Annotated in this window: 13 protein-coding genes and 1 pseudogene; 8 read left to right on the top strand and 6 right to left on the bottom strand. The window is 56.2% G+C overall.

The features are described 5' to 3' along the window. Positions 1-194 precede the first annotated feature (194 nt). Positions 195-1,079, bottom strand: a complete 885-nt coding sequence (locus AC2FJF_RS04555; protein ID WP_496723347.1) for a hypothetical protein — start codon at positions 1,077-1,079, stop codon at positions 195-197. Positions 1,080-1,438: 359 nt separating this feature from the next. Then, positions 1,439-1,747 (bottom strand): annotated as a pseudogene (locus tag AC2FJF_RS04550) (tyrosine-type recombinase/integrase); the annotation flags it as partial. On the opposite strand from AC2FJF_RS04550, the gene AC2FJF_RS04545 reads away from it, so the two are divergent. Then, entirely contained in the window at positions 1,710-1,982 is a 273-nt protein-coding gene (locus AC2FJF_RS04545; protein ID WP_496723883.1) for a hypothetical protein, read from the top strand. The pseudogene AC2FJF_RS04550 and the gene AC2FJF_RS04545 sit on opposite strands and share 38 nt — an antisense overlap. A 746-nt stretch (positions 1,983-2,728) precedes the next feature. On the opposite strand, the gene AC2FJF_RS04540 is transcribed toward AC2FJF_RS04545, so the two are convergent. Together AC2FJF_RS04540 and AC2FJF_RS04535 are read right to left on the bottom strand one after the other, a co-directional pair. Then, positions 2,729-3,409, bottom strand: coding sequence for a ferritin-like domain-containing protein (locus AC2FJF_RS04540; protein WP_496723857.1), 681 nt, complete (start codon positions 3,407-3,409; stop codon positions 2,729-2,731). 85 nt (positions 3,410-3,494) lie between these two features. Further along, the gene (locus AC2FJF_RS04535) at positions 3,495-3,956 is read right to left on the bottom strand and encodes a peroxiredoxin (RefSeq protein WP_496723345.1); all 462 of its coding nucleotides are present in this window, start codon (positions 3,954-3,956) and stop codon (positions 3,495-3,497) included. A gap of 68 nt (positions 3,957-4,024) precedes the next feature. Here AC2FJF_RS04535 and AC2FJF_RS04530 point away from each other — a divergent pair, with 68 nt between their 5' ends. From AC2FJF_RS04530 to AC2FJF_RS04515, 4 genes are all read left to right on the top strand, one after another. Further along, positions 4,025-7,411, top strand: a complete 3,387-nt coding sequence (locus AC2FJF_RS04530; protein ID WP_496723343.1) for a YhdP family protein — start codon at positions 4,025-4,027, stop codon at positions 7,409-7,411. A 48-nt stretch (positions 7,412-7,459) separates the two neighbouring features. Then, positions 7,460-8,506 (top strand): tRNA preQ1(34) S-adenosylmethionine ribosyltransferase-isomerase QueA, encoded by a 1,047-nt coding sequence (gene queA, locus AC2FJF_RS04525; protein WP_496723341.1) that lies wholly within the window; start codon positions 7,460-7,462, stop codon positions 8,504-8,506. 112 nt (positions 8,507-8,618) lie between these two features. Continuing rightward, positions 8,619-9,890 (top strand): MFS transporter, encoded by a 1,272-nt coding sequence (locus AC2FJF_RS04520; RefSeq protein ID WP_496723339.1) that lies wholly within the window; start codon positions 8,619-8,621, stop codon positions 9,888-9,890. Positions 9,891-10,000: 110 nt separating this feature from the next. After that, on the top strand, positions 10,001-10,579 hold the full coding sequence (locus AC2FJF_RS04515; RefSeq protein ID WP_058273984.1) for a DUF924 family protein: 579 nt from the start codon (positions 10,001-10,003) through the stop codon (positions 10,577-10,579). On the opposite strand, the gene AC2FJF_RS04510 is transcribed toward AC2FJF_RS04515, so the two are convergent. Further along, on the bottom strand, positions 10,576-11,010 hold the full coding sequence (locus AC2FJF_RS04510) for a hypothetical protein (RefSeq protein ID WP_496723337.1): 435 nt from the start codon (positions 11,008-11,010) through the stop codon (positions 10,576-10,578). The genes AC2FJF_RS04515 and AC2FJF_RS04510 overlap by 4 nt on opposite strands. Before the next feature lie 216 nt (positions 11,011-11,226). On the opposite strand from AC2FJF_RS04510, the gene lpdA reads away from it, so the two are divergent. Then, positions 11,227-12,621, top strand: coding sequence for a dihydrolipoyl dehydrogenase (lpdA, locus tag AC2FJF_RS04505; RefSeq protein ID WP_496723335.1), 1,395 nt, complete (start codon positions 11,227-11,229; stop codon positions 12,619-12,621). A gap of 54 nt (positions 12,622-12,675) precedes the next feature. Here the strand turns inward: lpdA and AC2FJF_RS04500 are convergent, their stop codons facing one another. Further along, a complete protein-coding gene (locus AC2FJF_RS04500; RefSeq protein WP_496723333.1) occupies positions 12,676-14,061 on the bottom strand; it encodes a dipeptidase in 1,386 nt (461 codons plus the stop codon). A gap of 333 nt (positions 14,062-14,394) precedes the next feature. Here AC2FJF_RS04500 and hemA point away from each other — a divergent pair, with 333 nt between their 5' ends. Next, entirely contained in the window at positions 14,395-15,618 is a 1,224-nt protein-coding gene (gene hemA, locus AC2FJF_RS04495) for a 5-aminolevulinate synthase (protein ID WP_496723331.1), read from the top strand. Between the two features lie 129 nt (positions 15,619-15,747). After that, positions 15,748-16,962 (top strand): helix-turn-helix domain-containing protein, encoded by a 1,215-nt coding sequence (locus AC2FJF_RS04490; RefSeq protein WP_496723329.1) that lies wholly within the window; start codon positions 15,748-15,750, stop codon positions 16,960-16,962. The last annotated feature ends 28 nt before the right edge of the window (positions 16,963-16,990 follow it).

Here is a 16,990-nt window from a genome sequence, read left to right as displayed (position 1 = left end):
TTGGTGCTAAATCAAACATGGGCAGTGTGCAGCATTACGATTGCAGCCTATGCGCTTGACGCCATCAAACCAAAACCAAGGACTCCCCCCCCGGAATGAAGAAAACTCAGGGCTTAGGGTTCTTCAGATCACGCTGTTTAAGTATCAATTCAGTGAAGAGTTTGAATCCTGACTACAATTAAATCTCATTTGTATTATGGAGTTAATTTTGAATTCAGAAGGTTCGAGATTTCAACGAATCTGATCGCCCTCCCGGCTGAGCCGGGTAATTCGGATACATTGTCATAGTAGCGCAAATAAACACCACAATACGCGGGATCTCCCCACGTATCGAGGTATAACGGCTGTAATTCTAGCTCTGTGATTCCATTGTTTTCCATTTGCTCTAATAGCAAATCATAGTCATCATCAGATGGCGAAGAGAGAACCTCCGCTGGTTCCTTGCTAACCGAACGAGCATCAAGCAGATAAGTTATCATCGTCGATGCCACTTGGTCTAACTCGTCATAGACCTTAGACAGTTGTTCGACGCCAAGCTTATGAGCACCTTGGCGAGCAGCAATTGCGCAAGCAATTGGATCGTCGAAAGAGCGGAGGTAATGGTTGCGAACGCTAAATATCTCGATCCGTTGCTCATCTGTCAGCGAATTTCCGTACTTCGATAACCGTAATCTATAGTCCTGTATTTGTTGATTGAGTGAGGTACGGGTGTTCTGATTATCTGGTAGGCGGTGTTTGTTCCCAAAGAGGCGATCAATAATATTATCCATATCTTCTGGAGCTTTTTGATCGATAGCCTGCCAGAACTCAGACAATTCCCCATTCAACATCATTTCCCGTATTTCTTTGCGATTGACGCCTGGGCCAAAATCGAGGGCTTCATCATCAACAACATGATTTGAAACAACGCCCTTAGCCGCATCAATATTTGTCCCGGCAACGAAAACCACGTTTGCTGCCAACTCGCCCCCGTCGGTATTAGCTCTATTAGGGCAGGCAAAAATGCGGCTTTCCGGCGCTACCGATGTTTCGCCACAAGTAGAAGCGTTTGAAAAAGACATCTCTTGTCCAAAACGCATGAGAATGGCTAGAACCGCGCAAAGAAGCGCCGCGCCATATATAAAGAATCTCGGTCTCAATTGCCTGCTGCCGCCAACTTCAATCGCCTCAAAGTAGTTTTGGGTTTGACTTAATACAACACCAGACTTTCTGTGCCCTTCCTCAGGGGTTTTGGGACAGATTTCAGGCGATTTTTGAAGAGAGTCTGTCCCATCGAACCTGCGCAGGATGCAAATTCGTCGCAGGGCTAAAGCGTGAAAGCTGACATTCGCCTCACCGCAATACTTTGGGAGGTATGGGCTCTTAACGGTCGAACAAACTGGTTTCAGCTACGACCGGTCCCGGATGGCGAACGGCAAATGCCGCCCGCCACTTCGGTTTAGATGTCGATCTTCTCAGCGATGCTGAGCGCGTCTTCCAATTCAACGCCCAGATAGCGCACCGTGCTATCGACCTTTGTGTGACCGAGCAGCAATTGCACCGCACGTAGATTGCCGGTCTTGCGATAGATCTCCGACGCTTTCGTCCGGCGCAGAGAGTGGGTGCCGTACCCACTGGGCTCAAGTCCAATGGCGGTCACCCAATCGCGCACCAATCTTCCATATTAACGTGTGGAGATATGTGGGCGGTCGTGAAGGCGACTGGGAAACATGAACTCCGTCCGCATCATTTCCGGCGTAGCCGTCCATGTCGCCACGGAATCCCGCGTGCGCACCAAAGAAAGTGCTGTAGAGATCGGTCTGATAAAAACACCGCGATGGGTAGCTTTCAAACAAGCCACGATGGTGTTTGATGCGACCGTCAGGGAGCAATATTTCATCTGGTGCAGTGTTCAAATAGTGGAGCTTCTTCTTGCCGCTTACGATTGGCTATTCTTGCCAATGAGAGCCCTAAGATTTTTTTCCCGGTCTAACGCGTTTTGAGCATTGTCGGTGCCAGTTTTGACCAGCGCTGCGAATCACCGGAGATGTCCGCAACTGCAAATGATCGAAGGGAACAATCTCGACAGCCAAAGCAACTTGGAGGCACGGACCCACGCGGCCTCACATTTGCAACGATCATCGGCAACAACGCTTGTACCTGTCACGGTTTGATATCGTTGACCGGAGCCTTTCTCAACAGGCTTACCCATCAGGTCGGAATTCTTAAGGTGAACGGTGACAGCTATAGCCTGACGCAAAGCAGGGCAAAACAGCTCAAAGACAACTCTTGAAATTGAATTTCGATTGGTCCTGACGGACCAAGGCACCTCGGCACACGCCAGCTATTTGGAGAGCGCGCGTGCCAAGGTGCCAGTCACTCTGAAATGGCCGGGTATTGCGCCTCCCAGTGGTCGGAAAACATACCGCCGTTGGTATTTCAATAATGAAAACGTCTGAAGTAGTTGAGACCATCTGGGTCTCCGTCCGTGACTGTAAGTCAAATCCAGTTAGCAACGAGCACCAAACTAGTTGGCATTGAGTGCTGTCGGTCATTTTTTGTTCCCAGAACGCCCAATCTTTTAAAGCTTTGTGATAATTGCCTTTTTGTGGGTCTTGCGGATGTGTACGTGGGCACATTTCGAAAGTTCCGTCCAAAAAATACTTGTTCCGTAACACCAAGTGATGAAGCAAGTCTTTTGAAGGGGGAATCTGACCTGATGAAAAAATTTTTAATAATTTACAAATATTTAGGTGCTCGAGGCTGCCTCTGGAACGAAATGGTTGGCATATAAATGGAACCATTTTGAACCATAAGCCACGTGGGCCACTTCTTCGGCATAGATGACCTCGAGCGCGGCAATTGCCTGCTCGGCTTTGGCCTTGCGGAATATGTCGATCATGCCGGGTGTCACGTCCAACCCACGCGCCTCGAGCACCATGGGGACAACCGCCAGTCGCCCCATCAAATCTTCGGCAGTGTCTTCGGCCGCGCGCCACATTCCCGCATGCGCGGGCAGGGCACCATAGTGGCTGCCCATGCTTTCCAGACAATCGCAGACCATCTCAAAATGCCGCGATTCTTCTTCGGCGCATTTGACCCAGTCATCGTAGAACCCGATGGGCATCGGCACGTGGCCAAACCGCGCGATGATGTCCCAATGCAGGTCGACGGCGTTCAGCTCGATATGCGCAACTGCGTGAAGCAGGGCGATACGCCCGGCCTCGCTTCCGGGCTTGCGCTTTGGAACCTCACGCGGCGACAGCAGCTCGGGCTTTTCCGGGCAGGCAGGGTTCAGCGGCGGAGTTGCGGTCCCGACCTCAATCTCAGGCGCGTCGCCCTTGCGCGATGCAAACCAAGTGGCAGCGTAATGCTTGGACAGGGCGGTTTTTTCCCGACCATCCGCTGTTGTCAGGACTTCGGTCGCCATCTGAGTCAGTGTTTTGGACACCGCGTTGTCTCCGCTGGTTGAGATGGACGGCTCTTAAACCGGATGACGGTCGTGGTCGAGAGGGTCACAGGGCGCGCACAGCCTCTAGCACCTCGTCCACATGGCCGGGGACTTTGACTTTGCGCCAGACCTTGGCGATCTTGCCCTCGCCATCGATCAGAAAGGTCGAGCGTTGAATTCCCATGGATTTCTTGCCGTACATGTTCTTTTCAACCCAGACGCCATAGTCCTCGCAGACCGAAGACCCTTCATCCGACAAAAGCGGAGTCGTCAGATTGTGTTTGGCAACAAACTTGTCGTGCTTGGCAACACTATCCCGCGAGATGCCAAAAACTTGAGCCCCCGCATCACCAAAGGCCTGAAGTTGTTCCGAGAAACCGATGGATTCCTTGGTGCAGCCCGGCGTATCATCGCGGGGGTAGAAAAACAGAACGACGGCACCGCCGCGCAGGTCCGATAGGGTCACTTCGCCGCCGCCGTCGCGGGGTAATGTGAAATCAGGGGCGATGTCTGTTACGTCGGGCATTGGAAACTCCGCTAAAGGATTTTAAGTGCTGCCCGGCATAATAGGGCGACGCGAGCGGGTTGAAAGACTTGGATAAAAAATTGGCTCAGCACGAAGACGCAAGTGGCGACCGGCCCGAGACGCCTGTCCGCCGCCGGTCACGCCGTCGTATCGCCGCGCGCTGGAGCATCGGAACCTTGTTTTTAATGTGCCTGCTGGTCGGAGCGGGCTGGTTCTTTTTGATCGGAAAACAGCTGCACGCGCCGGAATGGGTCACACAGAAAGTAGAAGCGCGTCTGGAACGCAGCCTTGGCGGTCTTAAATTCACCTTTGGGGACGCCAGCTTTATCGTAAACGAAAAGTGGCGCCCGCGTATCCGATTGACGGATGTGACCATCAGCGATGCGGCGGGGCGTCAGATCGTTCAGATTTCGGATTTGCGGACACGCCTGTCGATGCGTGAATTGCTGCGCGGCAAGATCAGACCGCGGCGGATCACTATGCTGGGTGCGCAGATTGCTTTGACCCGTGGTGAGGACGGTGCGCTGTCGCTGACAGTGGGGTCGGGCAGTGCCCCGGTGCAAAAGGCCCCGACGCTGGCACAGCTTATCGAGGAATCGGATGATGTGTTCCTGTCCCCGTTTCTGTCAGGTTTGCGGGCGGTCGATCTGGAATCGTTGACGCTGGACTATCAGGATCTGCGGCTGGGGCGGGCCTGGGTGTTTGACGGCGGGCATATCTCGATCATCCGGGACGGGGATGAAATGCGGCTAGCGACCGGGTTTTCGGTTCTGACCGGGCGCGACTACGCCAGCACGATTGAGGCGAACTATACCAGCGTGCTTGGTACCCCCCAGGCGAGTTTTGGGGTTTCGATCACCGATCTTCCCTCGGAAGACATTGCCACCCAAAGCGTTGCACTGGCTTGGTTGCAGGTGCTCAATGCTCCGATTTCTGGCGCGTTAAGGGGCAGTGTAGATGGGCAGGCCGCGCTGGGTCCGCTTTTTGCGACGTTGAACCTGGGCGAGGGCGTCCTGCAGCCTAGACCCGAGACGCGCCCGATCGGGTTCGAATCCGCGCGCGCTTACTTCACCTATGATCCCGCGCGTCATGTTCTGGAATTCAACGAGGCCTCGGTCGTGTCCGACGTGGGGGCCGTGCAGGCCGAAGGCAAAGCCTATTTGAACGGGGTCGAAAACGGTGTTCTTGAAAGCCTGACGTCACAGCTGACCCTGAACAGTATCGATATCTACCCCGGTGGTCTGTTCCCGGAATCGCTGGAAACGGCGCGGGCGGATGTGGATTTTCAACTCAAGCTTGCGCCGTTCGAGCTGCAGCTGGGGCAGTTGACGATCACGGATGCCCTGCACGAATTGCACGCAACGGGCAGGTTGATCGGCCAGCCCGACGGTTGGGATGCCGCGTTTGATGCGCAACTGGACAAGATGGGGTCTGAGAACCTGTTGCGATACTGGCCCGAAAGACTGGCGCCGAACCCGCGGAAATGGGTGTCGGAAAACCTGTTCGAAGGTCAGTTTTCAGATGTGGAGTTTTCACTACGCTTGCATCCGGGCAGTAAGCCGGACCTCTATCTGGGCCTTGGGTTCGATGAGGCCAAGATCAGGTTTGCCAAAACCTTGCCGCTGATCCAGGACGGGCGGGGCCGGCTTAGCCTGCTGAAAGATCGCTTTACCGTCACGGCTGAAAAAGGGGTTATCATCGCCGATCAGGGTGGCGCGGTGGATGCCTCGGGAACCTCGTTCATCATCCCGGATACAACTGCCAAGGGCGGAACACCGGCGATTGCTCGGATCGAGGCGCGCGGCAGCGTCGAGGCCGCCTTGTCGCTGCTGGACCGACCACCACTAAGCCTGATGTCTAAAGCCAACTTGCCGGTCGATCTGGCGGCTGGTGACGTAAGCTTGTCAGGCACTTTGTCATTGCCGCTGAAAAAGGGGCTGAAGTTTCACGACACCGAATTCCACTACACCGGTGAAATCGACAATGTGCAAAGCGACAAACTTGTGCCTGACTATTCCGTCAGCGCTGACCTTTTGAACCTGTCCGGCAATCAGACCGAGGTGAAGATCGACGGCTACGGCTTATTCGGCCAAGTGCCGATGCAGGTCGCGTGGCGCCAGCCCATTGGCGGAGACGGGCCTCAACGCAGCGAACTGACGGGCCAGATCGAACTGTCGCCGTTGCTGATGAACGAGCTGAAGGTGCCGCTGCCGCCGGGCATGCTGACTGGAAAAGGCACAGCGGATATCACCGTTGGAATCGGCGCGGATGAACCGGTCACACTCTCTGCGACCTCGGACCTCGCCGGGGTCGGAATGGCGATTCCTGAACTTGGCTGGCGCAAAGGGACAACTGCGACTGGTAAAATGACACTGGACGCCACGATGGGTGAAAAGCCCAAGGTGGATGATCTGACGCTTGATGTCGCGGGGCTGCGCACTAAAGCCTCGATCTTCTTCCGGGACGGGGGTGCCTTTGACCGGATACGGTTCAGTTCGTTTGATCTGGGCAACTGGCTGGCGGTGCCAGCCGAATTGATCAACACCGGCGGACCTGTCCCCAATATCGTCGTCCAGGGCGGTGTCATGAATCTGGGTCGCGCAACCTTTGGCGCGGGCGGTGGCGGAGGAGGAGGGTCAGGCCCCGGTCCAAGGATCGATGTTCTGTTGGACCGCCTGCAGGTGACCGAAGACATTGCACTGACCGGGTTCCGGGGCGCGTTTCAAACCACAGGCGGGGTGAACGGCACCTTTACGGCAAATGTAAACGGCGGCACGGCGGTCAGCGGCCAGGTGAGCCCGCGCGACAGCGGTAGCGCCGTGAACATAAAGTCGAAGGACGCAGGTGCCGTCCTGCGGTCAGCTGGTGTGATCACCCAGGCACGTGGCGGCAGTTTGGATCTGCAACTGGAACCGGTCAGCGCGCCGGGGAATTATGATGTGATCCTCAAAATACTAAACACACGCATTACCGATGCACCGGCAATGGCCGCACTGTTAGACGCGATCAGTCTTGTTGGTCTTTTGGACGAGATGACCGGGCAGGGGATTTTTTTCGCGACCATCGATAGCCGCATGCGGATCACTCCGACCGAAATCAAAGTTCTCAGCGGCAGTGCCGTTGGCCCGTCTATCGGCTTGTCCTTTGACGGCACGATCGACACGGTTGCGGGCATGCTGAACCTGCGTGGCGCAATCTCTCCGATCTATCTGGTGAACGCGATCGGAAGTGTGTTTACGAAAAAAGGCGAGGGGGTCATCGGGTTCAACTACAGCCTGACCGGGCCGCTTACGAAACCAAAGGTTTCCGTAAATCCGCTGTCTGGCCTTGCGCCCCTGTTCCTACGAAATTTGCTGCGCGCACCGGCCCCGACTGTATCAGATGGCCCCAATGCGCTGCCGAGAAAGCCGGATGAGCCCAAAAAGACCTTTGGCTCTCCACCACGGGACAATTGACCCGGATGGGCTGTTGCTGATTCCGATGTGGAATTGTATGGCGCGACTATGAAACTCAGCGATTTTGATTTCCATCTGCCTGAAGACCGGATTGCCACACGTCCTGCCAGCCCGCGCTCAACCGCGCGCCTGTTGGTGGCCGATGGTGACGTGATCTCGGATGCGCATGTCTTTGATCTGCCCGACTGGCTGCAGCCCGGCGACCGTTTGGTGCTGAACGACACGCGCGTCATCCCTGCGCGCCTGAACGGGCGGCGCCATCGCGACAGTGCACAAGGGCCGGTGTCTGCCGCGATCGAAGCCACATTGTTGGACCCGCAGGCTGATGGCACATGGGCGGCCCTGATCAAACCGCTGAAGAAAGTGAAGCTGGGCGAAGACATTCAGTTCTCGGATCAACTGAGCGCCACGCTGGAGCGGGTTGAGGACGGGCAAGCCTATCTGCGGTTCAATCTGTCGGGCGATGATTTTGATGCTGCTCTGGAACAGGCCGGTGCAATGCCTCTGCCGCCCTACATCGCCGCCAAGCGGCCTGCGGATGAGCAGGACAAGACGGATTACCAGACAATCTGGGCCCGCAATTCCGGTGCAGTTGCCGCCCCGACGGCGTCGCTGCATTTTGATGAGGCGTTGATGCAGGCGCTGGGCGCGCGCGGCGTCGCAGTCACTCATGTCACGCTGCATGTGGGCGCGGGCACATTTCTGCCGGTCAAAGTCGAGGACGTGACGACCCACAAGATGCACGCCGAATGGGGCAGTGTCAGCGCCGTCGCCGCGCAAGAGATCCGCGAGACCAAAGCCGAAGGGGGCAGGGTCATCCCGGTGGGCACAACGGCGTTACGGCTGATCGAAAGCGCCAGCCGGTCAGGCCAGATCGAACCATGGGAAGGTGAGACCGATATCTTCATATATCCCGGCTTTCAGTTCCACGTGACCGACGCGTTGATGACCAATTTCCACCTGCCAAAATCCACCTTGTTGATGCTGGTGTCGGCCCTGATGGGGCAGGAGCGAATGCGGAAGATGTACGCGCATGCGATTGAACAGAAATACCGGTTCTTCTCTTACGGCGATGCGTCGCTTTTGATCCCGTAAGGGACGTGTTGTCGGGATCGAATCTTTTCAATGTTGTAGACAAGCATGACCAAAGCCGTTTTTGATTGCAAAACGGTGTCACAGTCTTGGTCGGAATTTTTCGGAGGCCCCAATGATTCAGGTCCTTTCCAGCGCATGGGCGCTATTGCTTGGTATGGGCCTGTTGATGGTCGGAAACGGCCTTCAGGGGACAATTCTGGGTGTCCGGGGCGAGATCGAGGGGTTTTCGACCCTTCAGATGTCATTCGTGATGTCGGCCTATTTCGTCGGTTTCCTGGGTGGATCACGTCTTGCGCCTGAAATGATCCGACGGGTTGGTCATGTGCGGGTCTTCGCCGCGCTGGCATCGTTCATTTCTGCCGTGATGATCATGTATCCGTTGATGACCGACCCGGTTATCTGGATTCTGGGCCGTGTCGTGATCGGGTTCTGTTTCTCCGGAGTGTACGTCACTGCGGAAAGCTGGCTCAACAATGCAGCCAGCAACGAGAACCGTGGGCAGGCGCTGTCTCTTTACATGATCTTCCAGATGACAGGCATCATCAGCGCACAAGGTTTGGTTCTTTTGGGCGATCCGGCCGGGTTCGATACCTTTGTAATCGCCTCCATTCTGGTTTCGGTCTCTTTTGCGCCAATTCTCTTGTCGATCTCACCGACACCTGCGTTTGACACAACCAAACCGATGACTTTGCGCGAATTGTTCGGATATTCGCCCTTGGGCTGTGTTGGCATGTTTCTTCTGGGTGGCGTGTTCTCTGCACAGTTCGGGATGGCGTCGGTATACGGTGCCCGCGCGGGTCTGACACTGGTTGAGATTTCGACTTTTATTGCCGCATTCTATATTGGCGCTCTGGTTTTGCAGTATCCATTGGGATGGATGTCCGACCGCATGGATCGCCGTTTCCTGATCATGCTTGTTGCAGGGGTCGGCAGCTGCGCGGCGGTTGTGGGCTTGGTGTTCGGTGTGACGTTTCCAATCCTGCTGGGCGCGGCCTTTGTGATCGGCGGTATGTCGAACCCTCTGTATTCACTGCTGATTGCGCACGCGAATGACTTTCTGGAACACGAAGACATGGCCGCAGCGTCAGGGGGTCTCTTGTTCATCAACGGCATGGGGGCCATTGCGGGCCCGTTGATCACCGGTTGGCTCATGGGGGATGCGGTCTTTGGACCTCCGGGCTTTTTCCTTTTCATCGCAATACTGCTGGTCGTTATGGCGGGCTATGCGCTTTACCGTATGACCCAGCGCGCGGCGATCCCGGTCGACGAAACAGGCACCATGTCGCCGCTCTATCCAACGGCGTCCCCAGTTGTGATGGAATTGGCGCAGGAGTTGGCCATCGAGGCCGCAGAAGCCGAGCAGGAAACGCAAGATGTTGCCTAGAACACGAATTTATGTCGCAAGTGTTGCAATAATTTACTGTTACAATTCTGTAAAACACACTTAAATGAATTTAAGTCCCTTGGGGGGGGAAACACGACGGAGTTAAGGGCATGGCAAGTCCTGAAGATGTACTGAGTTTTTGGTTAGATGAAGTTGGTCCCAAGGGTTGGTATCTGCAGGATGACGCATTGGATGCAGAAATCCGCGACAGGTTCCTGACCACATGGGAGGCTGCGAGTGAAGGCAAGTTCTCTCTCTGGCTGACCTATCCCAGCGGTGCATTGGCGTACATCATCCTGATGGATCAGTTTCCACGCAACATGTTCCGAGGAAGCGCTGAGGCCTTCGCCTCAGACCGCGCGGCGTTGTCAGCAGCGAAATGTGCGGTGGACAAAGGGTGGGATATGAAGATCGACGAACCGGCCCGCCAGTTCTTTTATCTTCCATTGATGCATTCGGAAAACCTGTGTGACCAGGAACGCTGTGTGCGCCTGATGTGTCAAAACATGACCGATGGCGACGACGGCAACCTGTTGCACGCAAGGGCGCATCGCGAAGTGATCCGCAAGTTCGGTCGGTTCCCATACCGCAACGACGCTCTCTCGCGCCCAATGACCGAGCACGAGGCCGCCTATGTCGACATGGGCGGATATGGCGCGACCGTGCGCGAGCTGCAGACAGCCGGCTAGGACGCCGGCTCGCAGCCTCGGATTGCAATGATCCGGTCGGCGACAATGTCGGCCGAATTTTCAATTGCAGTGTTGATTAACTGGTCCGGGGCCTCGGTCAAATCGGCTATTCTCGCCTGTGAAGCTTGCAGGTTATTCTCTAAATCATTCAGCTTTTCCAAAGCTTCAGACAGTTTTCGGGCGGTGGCACTATCGGTTGCTGTTCCGCTAAGCTGAAGGGATGACAGGTCGCTGCGCAATGCCGTCAGTTCACCGCGTATCCCTTGAATGTCTTCCTTCAGGGGCGCTACGATCTGGACCTTCTCGGCAAACTTGACGGTAATGTCGTCGACTGTAGAAGCCAGCTTCCATCCCAGAAACAGGCATAGTGCAATCAGGATAAGCGTTGCATTCAGCACGGCGAGCAACAGATCTTTAAGCGTTTTGGCCATGGTAAGCCTTTCGAATGACTTGGGTTTCACAAAGTCCGGACAGGCCCGGTGCGTATCTTCTAGCCATAGGTTAACGCGCGGTATAGGCTGAAAACAGCGCATACCGCGCCAGTTTACCCTGCGTCTGTTTTGTCGCGGGAGCAATATGTTGATGCATTCAGGAGATTAGTTTAATGGTAAACTAATTTCTGAATCGACCTGCGCCGAGAGGGAAACATGGCAGCACAATCTTTTGATCTGATCGTAATTGGCGCCGGTCCCGGTGGCTACGTGGCCGCTATCCGTGCGGCTCAGCTGGGCCTGAAGACCGCCGTGGTCGAACGCGAGCATTTGGGCGGTATCTGTCTGAACTGGGGCTGTATCCCGACCAAGGCGTTGCTGCGAACGTCCGAAGTGTTCCATCTGATGGAGCGAGCCAAGGATTTCGGCCTGAGCGCTGACAAGATTGGCTTTGATCTGGATGCGGTCGTCAAGCGTTCGCGCGGCGTTGCAGCTCAGCTGTCGGGCGGCATCGGTCATTTGTTGAAAAAGAACAAAGTTACCGTGGTCATGGGCGCGGCAACGATCCCTGCTAAAGGCAAGGTCACCGTCAAAACCGACAAGGGTACCGAGGAACTGACCGCCAAGAACATCGTTCTGGCCACCGGTGCGCGGGCGCGGGAACTGCCCGGATTGGAAGCGGATGGCGATCTTGTTTGGACCTACAAGCACGCACTCCAGCCGCCGCGGATGCCAAAAAAACTGTTGGTGATCGGGTCTGGCGCAATCGGAATCGAATTCGCCAGCTTCTATAATACGTTGGGCGCAGACACGACCGTGGTCGAGGTTATGGACCGGGTCCTGCCGGTCGAGGACGCAGAAATCAGCGCGCTGGCCAAGAAGGCCTTTACCAAACAAGGCATGACCATCATGGAAAAGGCGATGGTCAAGCAACTGGACCGCGCCAAGGGTAAGGTCACCGCGCATATTGAGGTTAAGGGCAAGGTCGAAAAGCACGACTTCGACACCGTAATCTCGGCCGTGGGGATTGTTGGAAACGTTGAAAACCTTGGGCTCGAGGCCTTGGGCGTCAAGATTGACCGCACCCATGTCGTCACGGATGAATTCTGCCGCACAGGTGTTGATGGCCTTTATGCCATCGGTGATATCGCAGGCGCGCCCTGGCTGGCGCACAAAGCCAGCCATGAAGGTGTTATGGTTGCCGAGCTGATCGCTGGCAAACACGCACATCCGGTGAAGCCCGAGAGCATAGCCGGGTGCACATACTGTCAGCCGCAGGTGGCGTCAGTTGGGTACTCTGAGGCGAAGGCCAAAGAACTGGGCTATGACATCAAGGTCGGTCGGTTCCCCTTCATCGGCAACGGCAAAGCCATTGCACTGGGCGAGCCCGAGGGCCTGATAAAGACAATCTTTGACGCAAAAACCGGTGAGCTGCTGGGTGCGCACATGATCGGCGCAGAAGTCACCGAGTTGATTCAGGGTTACGTCGTGGGACGCCAGCTGGAAACCACCGAAGAGGACCTGATGAACACCGTCTTCCCGCATCCAACCCTGTCTGAAATGATGCATGAAAGTGTGTTGGACGCTTACGGACGCGTAATTCACATGTAACAGGGGCCTAACCCCAGAAAAAAGGCACCGCGAATTAGGCGGTGCCTTTTTTGTTTACTTGTTCAAAGCATCCAGAATGCGCGCCCACGAGCGAATACCCTTGTGGAAACTTTTCACGTCATATTTTTCGTTCGGTGAGTGGATGGCGTCGTCGTCATTGGCATAGCCAACCAGCATCGAGTCCAATCCAAGAACCGAATCGAAATAGCCAACCACCGGGATCGAGCCGCCCATGCCGGTATAGACAGCTTCCCGGTCCCATTCATCCGACAACGCGCCGCGCGCGGCTTCGAATTCCGGCCGGTCGAGGTTCATGACCGACGCGGGCGAACCTTCGAGGTCGTTGTCCCAGACAACTTTCGCGTCGGGCGACAGGCGATCTTCGACATGTTTACGGACCTTGTCGCGCAGGGCATCGGGGTCCATGTCGCCGACCAGGCGGCAGGTGATCTTGCAATGTGCTTCGGACGGGATCACGGTTTTTGATCCCGCGCCATTGTAGCCACCCCACAAACCGTTTACTTCCAGTGTTGGACGCGCCCATTGCTGTTCCAATGTGGAATAGCCCTTTTCACCATGGGGTTGCGAATAGCCAACCGAGTTCAGGTATTCCGCCTCATCAAAACCGCAGTTTTCCCATTGGCGCAGTTGCTCGGCGGGCACTTCGTGTACACCTTCGTAAAATCCGTCAACGGCCACGCGACCGGTTTCGTCATCGTAGAACGAGGCGACGATCTTCGACATCTCACGCAGCGGATTCAAGCCCGGGCCGCCATAGTGGCCGGAATGCAGATCGATGCGTGGGCCGATGATAGTGAACTCATCCTTGAGCATGCCGCGCAATTGCGAGGCGATGGAGGGCACCCCACGCGAGACCATCGAGGTGTCGCAAACCAGCGCAAGATCGGCTTTCAATTCGTCTTTGTTGGCTTCGAGGAACGGCACCAACGAGGGTGAGCCGGATTCTTCTTCGCCTTCGAAGAAGAACGTGATGCGGCAGGGCAGGGATCCGTGAATTGCTTTCCACGCACGGCAAGCTTCGACAAAGGTCATCAACTGGCCTTTGTCATCCGACGAGCCGCGACCGCGGATGACCTGACCGTTGTCAGTATCTTCCAGCGCTGGGTCGAACGGGTCGCGGTTCCAAAGCTCCAGAGGATCAACAGGTTGCACGTCGTAGTGGCCATAAAACAGAACATGCGGGCCGTCGCTGCCCTCGCCCACGTGGCCAACGACCATCGGGTGACCCGGGGTTTCGCGTTTTTCGGCCGTAATGCCGATGCTCTGCAGGTCTGTGACCAGCCAGTCGGCGGCCTGATCAACCTGCTCTTTGTAGGCCGGGTCGGTCGAAATCGATGGGATGCGCAGAAATTCCATCAAACGGTCGATGGACGTGGACAGATCGGTGTCGATCCTGCTCAGAACAGCGTCTAGTGACATGGGCCTCTCCTGAATGGCGTGAACTGGTGCGGAACCTATCAGCACCGGCGGTGCCGTCCAGTGCGTATCGACGGGATTTGGGGTATACTATCGGAAACGGGACATGTGACTTTGGAACGCCTGCGTCGTTTCCTCGCGTCTGATGGCCGTAACTTTACTTGTCCCGTGGCAAGATCAGGGATAATTGATGCAAATCAATGTCGCGACTCCGGCAATGCCGCTACTCAAGGCATTCAAGGGGAAGCAAACCGCAGAGACAGAATGTATGGTCATCTGGGGGAGTAACGGGTTCGGCAACCAGCAGGTCAATGCCGGGCACAGAAGGAGAAACCGGTGGACTATACTGCTCAGCTCGATTCAGCGATTGCCAGGCTGCATGACGAAGGTCGTTACCGGACCTTTATTGATATCGAACGCCAGAACGGTCATTTCCCGCATGCTGTACGGACGCGTCCGGACGGCTCGCAGCAGAATATCACGGTGTGGTGTGGAAACGACTATCTGGGTATGGGCCAGAACCCGGTTGTTCTGAATGCTATGCATGATGCCGTTGATGCTGCCGGTGCAGGTTCCGGCGGAACGCGCAACATTTCGGGCACCACTGTCTATCACAAGCAACTTGAAGCTGAGTTGGCGGATTTGCACGGTAAAGAAGCGGCGTTGCTGTTCACCAGCGCGTACATCGCCAATGACGCGACGCTCAGCACGTTGCCCAAGCTGTTCCCGGGCCTGATCATTTATTCTGACGCGCTGAACCATGCCTCGATGATTGAAGGCGTGCGCCGCAATGGCGGCGACAAGCGAATCTTCCGTCACAACGACGTCGCGCATCTGCGCGAGCTGCTTGAGGCCGACGATCCTGCGACACCCAAACTGATCGCTTTCGAGTCGGTATATTCGATGGACGGCGATTTCGGCCCGATCGAAGAGATCTGCGACCTGGCAGATGAATTTGGCGCGCTGACCTATATCGACGAGGTGCACGCGGTCGGCATGTACGGTCCCCGTGGTGGAGGCGTGACCGAACGTGATCGCTTGGCGCATCGCATCGACATCATCAACGGAACATTGGCCAAGGCTTATGGCGTGATGGGGGGCTATATCGCCGCCAGTGAGAAAATGTGTGACGCTGTGCGTTCTTACGCGCCGGGTTTCATCTTCACGACATCGTTGCCGCCGGCCGTTGCCGCAGGTGCTGCCGCATCTGTCGCCTATCTGAAGGGTGCGTCGGAATTGCGCGAGCAGCACCAGACTCAGGCCAAGGTGCTCAAGCTGCGACTGAAAGGGATGGGTCTGCCGCTGATTGATCACGGCAGCCACATTGTACCGGTGATCGTTGGCAATCCGGTGCACACCAAGATCCTTAGCGATAAGCTGTTGGATGACCATGGAATCTACGTCCAGCCCATCAACTTCCCGACCGTGCCGCGTGGTACGGAACGCCTGCGTTTTACCCCGTCACCGGTCCACGGACCGGGTGAAATGAACCGACTGATCCATGCGATGGACGAACTTTGGTCACATTGTGCGCTAAATCGCGCCGAACTTGCAGGATAACCTCACGCCAAAGTGTGCAATGCATTTGTCGCGTGTTAAGCTTACGCTAACAAAAGAGACGCACGAATCGTTAGGTAGGCGATTCGCCGTTGGCGTGTAACACGCGTAAGGCAGAATGGGGCAGCAGGAATGATTGGGCGCAGATCACAGCGCGATTCCGAACAAGACACGGACGTCCGGCCAAAGGGCTTTGACGACTATGAGGTGCGGCTTGGCGACAGGATGCGCGGCGAACGCGCGACGATGGGCAAGTCTCTTCTGGATGTTCAGCGCGAACTGCGGATCAAGGCCAACTACATCGCTGCCATTGAAGACGCTGATCCTGATGCGTTTGACACACCCGGCTTCATCGCCGGGTATGTGCGTTCTTATGCGCGCTATCTGGGCATGAACCCGGATGATACTTTTGCCACCTTCTGCGCCGAGAGCGGCTTCGAAGTTGCCCATGGTATGTCAGCCGAGGCTTCGGTTGTGCGCAAACCATCCGGCGGGTTGCCCGCGCGGGGTCCGATGGGGCGCGATCCGTTCATCTCGCCGAATACACCTTACATCCCAGGCAGGGAATCTCTGGTCAGCCAGATCGAACCCCGTGCCATTGGCTCGTCTCTGGTTCTGCTGGCGGTAATTGGCGGCATTGGCTACGGCGGCTGGGCCGTCTTGAACAAAATCCAGCAGGTACAAGTAAGCCCGGTTGAACAAGCCCCGGTGGTTCTGTCCGATCTCGACCCGTTGGATGCAGCCCGCGCTCCGGTAGAAGTTGCCGAAGCCGCAGATGCCACCGCACCGACCCCTGAGGCGCTGGATCGTCTTTATCGCCCACAGGCGCTGGATGTTCCGGTTCTTGTGGCACGTGACGCTCCGATTGCTACGCTGGACCCGCGTACCGTGGGTACGTTCCGTCCACCAGAGGCACCACGGATTGAAGTGGCCGAGGTGCACACAGTTGAACGCCTCGCATTGCCGCAGGTAGTCGAGCAGGTTGATACCGCGCTCAAAATTGTTGCCGTTGCACCATCTTGGATGCGTATTCGCGCCGCAGATGGGAGCGTCCTATTCGAAGGTACGCTAGGCACAGTCGAGCAGGGCAACACATTCGAGATTCCTCTGACCGAAGAACCGCCGCAGCTGCGCGCAGGGGCTTCGGGTTCGGTATACTTCTCGATGAATGGTGAGCATTTTGGACCGGTTGGCGCGCCGGGCACAGTGACCAAAGGTGTTCTGCTGTCCAAAGACGCGGTTGCCGAACGCTATGAGGTTGCCGATCTGGAAGCCGAACAGAATAGCGCCCTCAAACAATTGGTGGCCGAACTTCAGGCGGAAGTACCTGAAACGCCGGCTGAGTGATCTGGCCATTGCGGTGGCCGGGTAGGCG

It is taken from the genome of Ruegeria sp. CDSB013 (assembly GCF_059611165.1).
The sequence above is the reverse complement of the archived record's forward strand: the minus strand, read 5'-3'. Positions and strand labels throughout refer to the sequence as shown.

Coding starts and splice junctions, on each gene's coding strand:
- AC2FJF_RS04520 (WP_496723339.1), top strand. CDS start 8,619: ATGATTCAGGTCCTTTCCAGCGCATGGGCGCTATTGCTTGGTATGGGC.
- AC2FJF_RS04540 (WP_496723857.1), bottom strand. CDS start 3,409: ATGGCGACCGAAGTCCTGACAACAGCGGATGGTCGGGAAAAAACCGCC.
- lpdA (WP_496723335.1), top strand. CDS start 11,227: ATGGCAGCACAATCTTTTGATCTGATCGTAATTGGCGCCGGTCCCGGT.
- AC2FJF_RS04515 (WP_058273984.1), top strand. CDS start 10,001: ATGGCAAGTCCTGAAGATGTACTGAGTTTTTGGTTAGATGAAGTTGGT.
- AC2FJF_RS04555 (WP_496723347.1), bottom strand. CDS start 1,079: ATGCGTTTTGGACAAGAGATGTCTTTTTCAAACGCTTCTACTTGTGGC.
- queA (WP_496723341.1), top strand. CDS start 7,460: ATGAAACTCAGCGATTTTGATTTCCATCTGCCTGAAGACCGGATTGCC.
- AC2FJF_RS04490 (WP_496723329.1), top strand. CDS start 15,748: ATGATTGGGCGCAGATCACAGCGCGATTCCGAACAAGACACGGACGTC.
- AC2FJF_RS04510 (WP_496723337.1), bottom strand. CDS start 11,010: ATGGCCAAAACGCTTAAAGATCTGTTGCTCGCCGTGCTGAATGCAACG.
- AC2FJF_RS04535 (WP_496723345.1), bottom strand. CDS start 3,956: ATGCCCGACGTAACAGACATCGCCCCTGATTTCACATTACCCCGCGAC.
- AC2FJF_RS04500 (WP_496723333.1), bottom strand. CDS start 14,061: ATGTCACTAGACGCTGTTCTGAGCAGGATCGACACCGATCTGTCCACG.
- AC2FJF_RS04545 (WP_496723883.1), top strand. CDS start 1,710: ATGAACTCCGTCCGCATCATTTCCGGCGTAGCCGTCCATGTCGCCACG.